This is a genomic window from Sphingomonas sp. AP28, assembly GCF_056680455.1.
The window spans coordinates 80,721-89,893 of the sequence record NZ_JBWXQI010000004.1 but is presented as its reverse complement, the minus strand read 5'-3'; the positions used below and the strand labels follow the sequence as shown (position 1 = coordinate 89,893).

13 protein-coding genes are annotated in these 9,173 nt (G+C 61.1%); 8 read left to right on the top strand and 5 right to left on the bottom strand.

The window, feature by feature from the left end; all coding sequences use genetic code 11:
- The first annotated feature begins 165 nt into the window (after positions 1-165).
- The 5 genes from AC1MH0_RS22680 to AC1MH0_RS22660 all read left to right on the top strand — a co-directional run bounded on the left by AC1MH0_RS22680 (position 166) and on the right by AC1MH0_RS22660 (position 3,521).
- A complete protein-coding gene (locus AC1MH0_RS22680; RefSeq protein ID WP_480966323.1) occupies positions 166-498 on the top strand; it encodes a hypothetical protein in 333 nt (110 codons plus the stop codon).
- Between the two features lie 53 nt (positions 499-551).
- Complete coding sequence (locus AC1MH0_RS22675; RefSeq protein WP_480966322.1) at positions 552-713, top strand: hypothetical protein; 162 nt, start codon at positions 552-554, stop codon at positions 711-713.
- Positions 714-1,430: 717 nt separating this feature from the next.
- Positions 1,431-1,670 carry a hypothetical protein gene (locus AC1MH0_RS22670; RefSeq protein ID WP_480966321.1) on the top strand — a complete coding sequence of 80 codons (240 nt, stop codon included), beginning with the start codon at positions 1,431-1,433 and terminating at the stop codon, positions 1,668-1,670.
- Positions 1,667-3,301, top strand: coding sequence for a methyl-accepting chemotaxis protein (locus AC1MH0_RS22665; protein ID WP_480966320.1), 1,635 nt, complete (start codon positions 1,667-1,669; stop codon positions 3,299-3,301). Before AC1MH0_RS22670 ends, AC1MH0_RS22665 begins: the two co-directional genes overlap by 4 nt.
- Before the next feature lie 76 nt (positions 3,302-3,377).
- A complete protein-coding gene (locus AC1MH0_RS22660) occupies positions 3,378-3,521 on the top strand; it encodes a hypothetical protein (RefSeq protein WP_480966319.1) in 144 nt (47 codons plus the stop codon).
- 70 nt (positions 3,522-3,591) lie between these two features.
- Here the strand turns inward: AC1MH0_RS22660 and AC1MH0_RS22655 are convergent, their stop codons facing one another.
- On the bottom strand, positions 3,592-4,182 hold the full coding sequence (locus AC1MH0_RS22655) for a DUF4142 domain-containing protein (RefSeq protein WP_480966318.1): 591 nt from the start codon (positions 4,180-4,182) through the stop codon (positions 3,592-3,594).
- A 125-nt stretch (positions 4,183-4,307) separates the two neighbouring features.
- Here AC1MH0_RS22655 and AC1MH0_RS22650 point away from each other — a divergent pair, with 125 nt between their 5' ends.
- On the top strand, positions 4,308-4,718 hold the full coding sequence (locus AC1MH0_RS22650) for a DUF3597 family protein (protein ID WP_107955766.1): 411 nt from the start codon (positions 4,308-4,310) through the stop codon (positions 4,716-4,718).
- A gap of 410 nt (positions 4,719-5,128) precedes the next feature.
- Here AC1MH0_RS22650 and AC1MH0_RS22645 read toward each other — a convergent pair whose 3' ends face one another.
- Complete coding sequence (locus AC1MH0_RS22645; RefSeq protein WP_480966317.1) at positions 5,129-5,653, bottom strand: DUF937 domain-containing protein; 525 nt, start codon at positions 5,651-5,653, stop codon at positions 5,129-5,131.
- A 237-nt stretch (positions 5,654-5,890) separates the two neighbouring features.
- Here AC1MH0_RS22645 and AC1MH0_RS22640 point away from each other — a divergent pair, with 237 nt between their 5' ends.
- Positions 5,891-6,256, top strand: a complete 366-nt coding sequence (locus tag AC1MH0_RS22640; RefSeq protein WP_480966316.1) for a DUF4440 domain-containing protein — start codon at positions 5,891-5,893, stop codon at positions 6,254-6,256.
- A 99-nt stretch (positions 6,257-6,355) separates the two neighbouring features.
- Here AC1MH0_RS22640 and AC1MH0_RS22635 read toward each other — a convergent pair whose 3' ends face one another.
- From AC1MH0_RS22635 to AC1MH0_RS22625, 3 genes are all read right to left on the bottom strand, one after another.
- Positions 6,356-6,982, bottom strand: a complete 627-nt coding sequence (locus AC1MH0_RS22635) for a class I SAM-dependent methyltransferase (protein WP_480966315.1) — start codon at positions 6,980-6,982, stop codon at positions 6,356-6,358.
- Between the two features lie 100 nt (positions 6,983-7,082).
- Complete coding sequence (locus AC1MH0_RS22630; RefSeq protein WP_480966314.1) at positions 7,083-8,060, bottom strand: SDR family oxidoreductase; 978 nt, start codon at positions 8,058-8,060, stop codon at positions 7,083-7,085.
- A 160-nt stretch (positions 8,061-8,220) separates the two neighbouring features.
- Positions 8,221-8,520, bottom strand: a complete 300-nt coding sequence (locus tag AC1MH0_RS22625) for a hypothetical protein (RefSeq protein ID WP_480966313.1) — start codon at positions 8,518-8,520, stop codon at positions 8,221-8,223.
- 240 nt (positions 8,521-8,760) lie between these two features.
- On the opposite strand from AC1MH0_RS22625, the gene AC1MH0_RS22620 reads away from it, so the two are divergent.
- The gene (locus AC1MH0_RS22620; RefSeq protein WP_480966312.1) at positions 8,761-9,078 is read left to right on the top strand and encodes a hypothetical protein; all 318 of its coding nucleotides are present in this window, start codon (positions 8,761-8,763) and stop codon (positions 9,076-9,078) included.
- The last annotated feature ends 95 nt before the right edge of the window (positions 9,079-9,173 follow it).

The following is a 9,173-nucleotide window of genomic DNA, read 5'->3' as shown; positions in this document are numbered from 1 at the left end:
CGCCCACCCTTCCCAGGTTCGAGGAGACCAGCCGATACCTACGACTTTTGGCTGAAACCATTCGCGTGGATGATTCATGACGGCTCCGATGATGGCGAGGGAGATCGATCCCGCCTTCCGCTTCACAGTCTCAAGCAATACATGCCGAGAACGGAGGACGCCAGCATGCCTGCAGACATCATGAAGGTAGACGACCAGACCAAGATCGATCTTTTCCAGGAAATCATGCCGATCGTCATGCAGTACCTTGCTGCGAACTCCGCCGATGACGCGTTGATTGCCGATGACATCATCGACTTTTTCGCGCTGTCGATCGCGTCGGTAATCCAGAACGATACGAACCTGACCACCCCGCAGTTGCAACGCAGAGGCGTCGAGGCGGCAGGCAAGCACATCGCGCACTGGGTCCGTCTGTTGAAGCTGGACCACGAACACCGCGGCGCCTCGCTGATGGCGATAACGATGGGAGCAGTCGCGTCAGACGAAACGAAGCAGTAAGTTTTGCGGAACGAGAGAACCTCTTGCCTGTTCGTCAATTGAGGAGAGCGACAATGACCGACCCGATCAAGCCGACCGCGACGACGAAACAACCAAACCTGTCCACCGAACACCAGAATGAAGGCGATGCTCGCCGCCCAAGCGATACCCTCAATAAGGACACACCGAGCACCGAGGGCCAGCATGCCCCGAAACGGAAGTCGTCTCTCACTTGAGGGGTGAAAGACACTCGACCCTTTGGATAGAAGACCAGGTTGCGTGGCTCCACGTCCGGTCGGTCGTCGTGGGGATCAAGGTACGTAGTCCGGTGTCCGCTGTCGCTTAGCTGGTAACGCAGCGGTGCGGACACGGGGAGCCGTGCCGGTCACGATAAACAAGCCTGGCCTAAGTACTCTCGGCTGACGACCGTCGTTGATAGGGTTGTTTGATCCGGTTCTCGGCATTCGCCTGCGCCAGACGTTCAGTCATTTCACCCTGACTGGCCATTGCATCCCAAGCTTCTGCCGATCGCAAATGACGTTCTCGAACAAGGGGAAGTACGGACCGCTCCGCTTCCAAACGTTCATGGGCAGCAGCGCTACGGTATGCCTCGGTCTGTAAAAGGTTCATAAGGAAACCCTTAACCGACACCGGGAAATCTAAAACCCCACCAAGGCTCAAATCCACGCGGTGTCATTGTTAGCTGAAACTGTCCGACCGCAAACCAACCCGTCCGCTGTTAGTCTCGGATCCAACAGGTCGATCCTCCGCGATACCCCTGCTTGGGCCACCAATTTGGATCTTGTCGAAGCCAGATCGGGGGCGAGCATGGGTTGCGAACTTACTTTGCATTAACCAGGCGGTGCGTAGGTAACCGTATGAAATTCCTACCAAGCCGGATGTTGATCCCTGCCCAGATCGCTACTGCGACGTTTGGGCTTGTGGTGTTGACGGTGTGGCCGCCAGAATCGGGTTCGATGCTGGTGGTGCCACTCGGTCAAGATGGCGGAGCAGCAGTGCAGGGTGCACTGGCAGGCGGTGCGGCATTGCTTGGGGCCGGGCCATTTCCGGGATCGCTGGTCGTCGTTGGCGATCGTGCCCGCATCGCCCCCCGGGTCGCGTGGAATGTCGTCATCATGGCCGCTCCGCCCGCGGGGTGCGGCGTTGATGGCGGTACTGGAAAGCAAGCATGAACCGAACCATCTCGCTGCTGAAGCCAGCGTTTTCCCGGTTGGGTTTCGAAGTAAAGCTTGGAGCTACCGGGAAAATCCGGGATGATGCCGGACTCAACCCGCTTGACCGGCTGCGGCGTCGCGCTGTCCAAGCGTGGGCGTTGATCGGCTGGACCTCGTTGGGGGGGCTGCTGATAGGTAACGCCGTACTGGATGCGGGCGCAGGCGTTCCGCTGCTGGTAATCGGCACTATCATCACGGCGGGACCGACCGTGATGGCGCTCCGCGGTCGCTACGATATAGAGGCCCGGACGCTGATGGGATCGCTTGCGGCGGTGATACCGGCGATGCTTGTCTTCCTGCTCAAGGGGCATCCGTGGCAGATGGATGCACACATGTACTTCTTCGTCGGGATGGCGGCGCTGGTAATGTTGGCGGATTGGCGGCCGATCGCGCTAGCTACGGTGCTGACCGCAATCCATCATCTTGCCCTCGAATGGTGGGCCCCGGAATTCGTCTTTACCGGCACGGGCAATCTCGGCCGGGTTATCTTTCATGTTGTGGCGGTCGGCTTGCAATTCGGCGCATTGACCGTGCTGACGATCCAGCTCGAGCGGCTGTTCCAGTCGCAGAGTGCAGCATTGCGGCGGTCTCGCGAGTTGACCGAGATGGCAGAGGACGGCCAGCGGCGAACCGAGGAGGCAATGCTTCAGGCGCGTGCAGCGGAGGCAGTGGCGGCGCGCGAACGCCAACAGCGCGAGGAGCAGGCGGCGCGGATCGCGAGCGAGCGGCGCGGCGAGCTGGTGGTCCTAGCGAACGAGTTCGATCATTCGGTGACGTCCGTGGTGAAAAGCATCGGCCAGGCGACCGAACGACTGGAGCATGCAGCAGTGCGGCTCGAAGATGTCACCGGCGGCGCGACCCAGGATGCGGTTGAGGCGGCATCGGGCGCAGGTCGAGCAGCACGCGACATAGCGCATGTTGCGTCGTCGATCCGCGACCTGTCCGAATCGATCCGAACGATCGCGATCGCGGCCGACCGGCAATCGGAGTTGACCGTGGTGGCGAGCCTGGAAGCGCAACGCAGCGTGCAGACGGTAGCGATGCTTGAGGATCATGCGGTCCAGATCGAAGTCTTTCTAGACGACATCCGTGACCTGGCGAACAAGACCAATCTGCTGGCCCTGAACGCTACGATCGAGGCAGCGCGGGCGGGCGACGCGGGGCGCGGGTTCGCGGTAGTCGCGGGCGAAGTGAAGGTCCTGTCGGCGGACACAAAGCGTGCGAGCGACCGGATCAGCACACTGCTTGCCGGCATCCGCGAGGGCGTCGCGGACACGGGCGAAAAACTACGTAGCGTCAATGCTGCGATCGGTCAGGTTTCGGTTGCGGCATCGGGGATCGCGACCGCAGTCGGCGAGCAGCGCTTCACGGCACAGGAGGTAGATGCGGGTGCAGCGCGCGCGGTCGGCGCGGCGGACGAGATCGGCACCCGGATTGACGGCGTGGCGGAAGCGGCGGGGTCTGCCGCGCTCTTGTCGGCGTCGGTACGGGGCAGCGCCAGCGATCTGGCAGCCAGCGCGCGACATTTGAGGTCGTCGACCGATCTGTTTGTCTCCTTCCTTCAATCGGACGATGCGGCAACAGCGTAGGTGCCAAGTCGGCCCCATTTCCTTGGCGAGCCCGCCTTGCCACGCCCCCGGTAGGAGAATGTATACTTAGGACAAAATGAAGCGGATCTCTAATCGTCGTGATCGCGCAGTTGAGCGCCTCGCCAAGATCGAGACGCCCATAACAGACCTTGCCAACAACGATCAGCTCGATCTGGCCAACATCTTAAAACCGAGCCTCCCACGTCAATCGGCAATGTGACGTTCCTGGAAAGCCGAGAAGTACACTGGTGCACCTCTCGACTTCATACTTCATCGTCTTAGACCCGACCTCAGGACTTAAGCGATTTCGCCATGTTGAGATGCGCCGCAACCGTCGGTGCCAATCCCGACGCAAACGTCTTCAACTGCGGCACGTCGCCGGTTGCAGCATATCCCTTGAGCGTATCGAGCGTCTGCTGATGCCCGGCGACCTGGGCCGCTGCGTACGCGGTGTCGAAATCAGTGCCCTGCTTGGTTTTCAGATCAGCAAGCTTCTGCTGCTGCTCAGCACTCAGCGCTGGGTTGGGCGTCAAAGCTGGCGACAGCGTTGCCGTCAGTGCCTTTAGCCTCACAGTCGAACCCTCATGTGCGGTGATCATCTGGCCAGCGAACTTCTTCACCGCAGCAGACGCGCCGTTGGTTACAGCCAGCTTCGAGGTCTCGATCTCGAACGCGTCACTCGCAGCCGCCAAGTTGACGAAGGCCTGCTCACCTGAGGTGGGGGCTGCCATGGCGTCGTTGGCACCGGCTGCGTTCATGTCCATGGCGGTCGTGTTGGCGTAGGTGGTGTTATCGACGGCGGTCGTATCGTCGGCCTTCTTGCCGCATGCGGCCAATGACAGGGTCGCTGCCGATACTAGTGCTAGGGTCTTGAAGTTCATCATACTCTCCATCTGCTCGCATAGAACCGCTGCCGGCTCAACGCGTGCCTCCTGAGGACCGTTCCTGAGGTGCGTTCGTTCTAGCGGTCTGCCGGCACAGCTGCCGGCCTTATCGGGACACGGCTATGAGCATCTTCAGCACGATCATGAACAAGGTTTTTCACCACAAAGCCGCACCAGCCGCTGCACCGGCTCAAGCTCCAGCCGCGGCGCCGCAGGCTGCACCGCAAGCTGCGCCGACCGCTACCGCCCAGCCCGCCCCCGCAGCGCCTCAGCAGTCCGTCGATGTCGGTGCGGTCCTCAGCGAGATGGCATCGATGAAAGATGGCGGCGGCAACTACCAGAGCTCGATCGTCGATCTTCTGAAGCTGCTGGACCTGGATTCCAGTCTGACCGCTCGCAAGGAACTTGCTGCCGAGCTGAATGTCCATGCAGCAGCCGACGGCTCGGCCGAGCAAAACATCGCCCTTCATAAGGCAGTGATGCAGAAGCTTGCCGATAACGGCGGTATCGTTCCAGACAGCCTGCGCAACTAACGCGCCTGATCCAGAGGGGATCGCACCCTATCCGGTCCCCTCCTGCCTTAGACTGCTGGCTTAACCGTCTTTCAATCTAGCGAGCTGGACTAGCGTTCGGAGGCGTCCCAGCGACGGTGCCCTGCGCAGCCTGAGCTGGCAGCGTCTGACTACCGAGCGGCGGTCCATTCGGCTCTTTCTGAAAGCCACGCGCGGCGAGCCAGCAGATCGTGACGACGAGTGCCACGATCATCACGAAAATGACAATTGCCACAGGACCGGCTCGCTTGTTTCCTCGTCTCCGCATCACATGCGCTCCCCAGTCATGCCATCGATGTTATCGCCGTGCCGTAGCCACGTGGCGACGGGATGTTCGTGGACCTCAAGTCGACCGGTTTGATCGAGCAGGGCAGTACTGAGACCGGACCTTTCTATCGCCGTTCGCCAAAGACCGAGCCAAGAATACCCCCCAGTCCGCTGCCAAGACCGCCCCCGGGCGCAGCGCCTGCGACTCCAGCGCCACCCAGGCTGCCAAGTACAGATCCAAGGATCCCGCCAAGACCACCTTGCTGCCCGCCCAAGCGCCCTGTCAGATGGCCCGCTACCAGCATGACCAGGATCGGCAGCATCTGCTTGAGAAGCTCAGGCGCCAGGCCGCTGCTCTGCGCCGCGTTGTCGGCGACCTCACGACTGCCGTCCTTCGACCCGAAGATACCGCCGAGGATCTGATTACCGCGATCGATCTGCGTCGGCTCGTTGCCCAACACGTTCGCAGCAAGGTCTGCTCCGCCAAGCGTGTTCACATGGGCGTCTAACTGCGTCGTGTTATTCCCCATGCCGCCCAGAACCGACGGCAGCAGCGCCTCGGCGCCGCGCTGGGCTTGCTCACGCGGTATGCCTAGTTGGGCGGCGAGTGCATCGATGCCACCATCAGGCAGCAGGTCATTGAGATTCATGTCGGCTTCCTTGTTGTGACGGGTACCAACAGATGCTGGGACCTATAGGTCCGGTCACCTTCGATCGAACTAGGACCATGGATCGGTAGGCATGCGTTGTCTGCGCAATGTTAGTCAGGCAGTTCGGGCGTACGGGCGCCAAAACGTCTTATCCTTCGGTAGATCTTGACGCGATGGTGCCGAAACACCGGAACCCTCCCCCATACTCTCGCGCTTGAGCCTTGAAGGAGAGACGGCATGAACGACCAGCGCGTATGGGAATTCGAAGGGAGCCTATGGGATGCCAGCGACGAGCATTACCAGAACCGGATCGACGAGGAGATCGTCATGGTCTTGCCCCGTCCGCCTTATGTCTTCCAGGGGCAGGAAGCGAAGGATGCGGTCAAGGCTACGCCCGATTGGGATTCGGTTGAGCTATCGGATCGACGAGTATCACGACCTCAAGAGGGCCTGATCGTCGTTGCGTACACCGCGCGCTGCGCAAGCGGCGACGAAAAGTACGAGGCACATTGCACCTCGACTTTGCGGATGCGGGGACACGACGATTGGCTGGTCGTCCAACATCAGCAGACGCCACCCTTAACCGCCAGCGTCGAGGCCTGACCGCGGGCTTGCCGTTGCGCCTGATACATACCTGAAACAGGCGCGACGGTACTAAACCGGGAAGTCAGCGCCCCCATTGCCGGTGTGATCCCAACAGCCTCAACTGCGACCGGTTATCGCGACCAATGGATCGCCCAGGCGACCGTCTGCTAGTAAGGAAGCCGTGGCATCGCGGAACCCTGCTGTCTCCAAATAGAGACGGACAAGCGATGCGTGGCCCTGCGTGTCGAGAGCGCGCCAGACCGCCACGGCCTTGGTCGGGAAGCAGCGGTTCGAAAAGCTTATGATGACGCGGCCTCCCGGCTTCAGCACACGACGAACCTCGCGCAGTACCGCCAGGGGGTATTGCAGATATTGAACCCCGACACAGATCAGTACGGCATCGTAGCGCGCGTCCCCTTCGGACAAGTCAGGCATATCGTTCAGGTTCTGGACGAACCAGCGATCGAGGCGCGGGTTGGCCGCTAGTTCCTCTGCGTTCATGCCGTGGCCGACTACCTCGCCATAGGCGACGTCGTCCGGCAGGTGGCTCACCCAACTCGACATGAGGTCGAGCACCCGCCCGCCAGCGGGGATTGCATCGCGGTACAGGCTGGTCAGTGCACCTACTGCTTCCTCGTCAATGTGCGTGACTAAACGCGGGGGCGCGTAGAAGCCAAGGTCGTCGCCATCATCCTGACGGTCGAAGGCCTGCGCCGGCAGTCCCAACTCGATCGCTTCGGTCACACGGTGAACCCCTGCCAAGTAAACCAGCCGGTATTTGCAACCACAGCGTCCGTTCGTAGCCGTATGCCCGAGCGCACCGCGAGATAGCGGTCGTCCTCAATCACCGACGACGGTCGAGCCAGACACCGACCCCCGCAAGGCCAAGAACCGCCATACCGCCCGCCGCGGCTGCCACCTTGCGCCCCCGATGTGGATCGCGTCGGCCACCATCAGGCCCGGCGGCGACGCCAGGTTCGAACAACACCCCATCGCTGTCGTTGCCGTCGGCCGCGCGGGCCGACCAGGAGTCGAGGAAGCCACTCATGATCGCCGCCAGCAGATTCGGCGCCGCAAACTCGCCGAGTTTGAATGCGATTGCCGGTGCGCCGACGGCGGTAAGGTTACGAGGGTGCGTGGCAAGCCGCACGACTGCCTTCGCCACCGTCTCCGGTGCAAGCGAACCTGGGGGCAACGAGAGCCGGGCACCTGTATAGTTACCGGCGTGGTCGACGCCGGGTGTATCAACAAAGGTCGGGCAGACGTCGCATATGTGGATATGCGGGCGCTTCGACACCTCACCGCGCAATGCGGAACTGAATCCGCGCAACCCGAACTTGCTCGCCGAATAGGCCGCGGCATAAGGCGTAGCGACAAAACCGCCGGCTGAGATCATGTTTACCCAAGTGCCGTGATCCTGCGCGAGGAAGATCGGCAGTACGGCATGGACGTCGTTCATATGGGCGACGAGGTTCACATCGACGACACGGGCGTGATCCGCGATCGGGACGTCTTCGTACCGGCCAAGCACACCGACGCCTTCACAGCTGAACCACAGGTCAATGCCACCGAGCAGATCGCGCGCCTCAGCGGCGAATGCGGCCACTGCGCCTGCGTCGGTGGAATCTACCGGTCGGACGATTGCGCTGCCGCCAGCTTCGACGCAGCGCTGCGCGACGTCGTCCAGCCCGTCCTTGCCGCGAGACCCTAGGACTAGCCGCGCTCCCGCTTTTGCGAAAGCCATCGCCGTTGCCGCGCCGATACCGCTCGATGCACCGGTGATTACCACGCGGTGCCCGGCCAGGTTACGATCACCGCTCATCGGACGATGCTCAAGACGGCTGCCCTTACACCTACGGGAAGACAACGCGGGCGCGTTAGACGAACTGTCCTATCATCATGCATAGGCACTCAACGTCCCGGAGGCGCCGGGGTGTCCACAAGAGACAGCACGATGTTCCTTGGGATTGCTGCGGGGATGATCAGTTCGGATTGGTATGCGGTTCCTTGGGGCCATCGTTCAACGATTTGAGCTGCGCTTCGCGAGTTGGGTTACCACTACCGCCATGTGGAACTGGCACGTCGATAGGGCTGTTCGGCGTCGCACCACCGCTAAGCTTTCCCGATCCGCTCAACACGTCCGCGGCATCGGCACCGCCTAGCCCCCCGCCACCGGGCGTTTTGTTCATCTGAGCATCGTCTAGAACGGTCGCGGCGTTATCCGCGTCGTTCGGCTCCGGCTTTATGTCGTCAGGTACAATGTTCGGCTGTTCGGTTGCCATGGCGATCTCCTTTGCTCGCTCTAGAACCTTCCAAGCGAGGCTAGTTTCCGATTAACTCAACGATTTAAATCCTCGTTGTCAGGAGACAGGAACCCCTGAGAACATCGTCTCGGCCCACCCCACCTGATGGCCCGTTCATCCAGCATCACCTGTGAGGATCAGAGGCAAATTCCGCCGCTACGCCCTCATGGATATGTTCGAAAATCTAGGCGTTTTGAACATCATCACAGGGAGAGCATGATGCCCGATACGTTCAAACCAACAGCAAAAATCGCCGCCAATGCAAAGAAGGGGCTAAGGCTGCGCGATGATTTCGGACGAGGCGGTACGGACGTCGGGGTTCGTCGTGCCGAGCAACTGGCAGCGCAGGACGATGTGACCACCGAAGATGTGAAGTCGATGCATAGCTACTTCGCGCGTCACAAGGTCGATAAAGACGGCAAAACACATGAGTGGGGATCGGACACTGATCCTTCTGCCGGCTATATCGCCTGGCTTCTCTGGGGAGGCGATGAGGGCAAGGAATGGGCCGATCGACACGCCGAGAAGCTCGAATAGAGAGCTCTCGAACGGATAGCGCGATCACGATCGGCATTCGATCACGGTTCATCACCACTTTTAACGCGGATGGCCGGCGCGATGCCGTTGGCGCT

Bases quoted from the DNA above. Each gene is read 5' to 3' on its own strand.
- AC1MH0_RS22660 (WP_480966319.1), top strand. From the start codon at position 3,378: ATGAAGCGGATCTCTAATCGTCGTGATCGCGCAGTTGAGCGCCTCGCC.
- AC1MH0_RS22665 (WP_480966320.1), top strand. From the start codon at position 1,667: ATGAACCGAACCATCTCGCTGCTGAAGCCAGCGTTTTCCCGGTTGGGT.
- AC1MH0_RS22640 (WP_480966316.1), top strand. From the start codon at position 5,891: ATGAACGACCAGCGCGTATGGGAATTCGAAGGGAGCCTATGGGATGCC.
- AC1MH0_RS22650 (WP_107955766.1), top strand. From the start codon at position 4,308: ATGAGCATCTTCAGCACGATCATGAACAAGGTTTTTCACCACAAAGCC.
- AC1MH0_RS22675 (WP_480966322.1), top strand. From the start codon at position 552: ATGACCGACCCGATCAAGCCGACCGCGACGACGAAACAACCAAACCTG.
- AC1MH0_RS22680 (WP_480966323.1), top strand. From the start codon at position 166: ATGCCTGCAGACATCATGAAGGTAGACGACCAGACCAAGATCGATCTT.
- AC1MH0_RS22620 (WP_480966312.1), top strand. From the start codon at position 8,761: ATGCCCGATACGTTCAAACCAACAGCAAAAATCGCCGCCAATGCAAAG.
- AC1MH0_RS22630 (WP_480966314.1), bottom strand. From the start codon at position 8,060: ATGAGCGGTGATCGTAACCTGGCCGGGCACCGCGTGGTAATCACCGGT.
- AC1MH0_RS22655 (WP_480966318.1), bottom strand. From the start codon at position 4,182: ATGAACTTCAAGACCCTAGCACTAGTATCGGCAGCGACCCTGTCATTG.
- AC1MH0_RS22645 (WP_480966317.1), bottom strand. From the start codon at position 5,653: ATGAATCTCAATGACCTGCTGCCTGATGGTGGCATCGATGCACTCGCC.
- AC1MH0_RS22625 (WP_480966313.1), bottom strand. From the start codon at position 8,520: ATGGCAACCGAACAGCCGAACATTGTACCTGACGACATAAAGCCGGAG.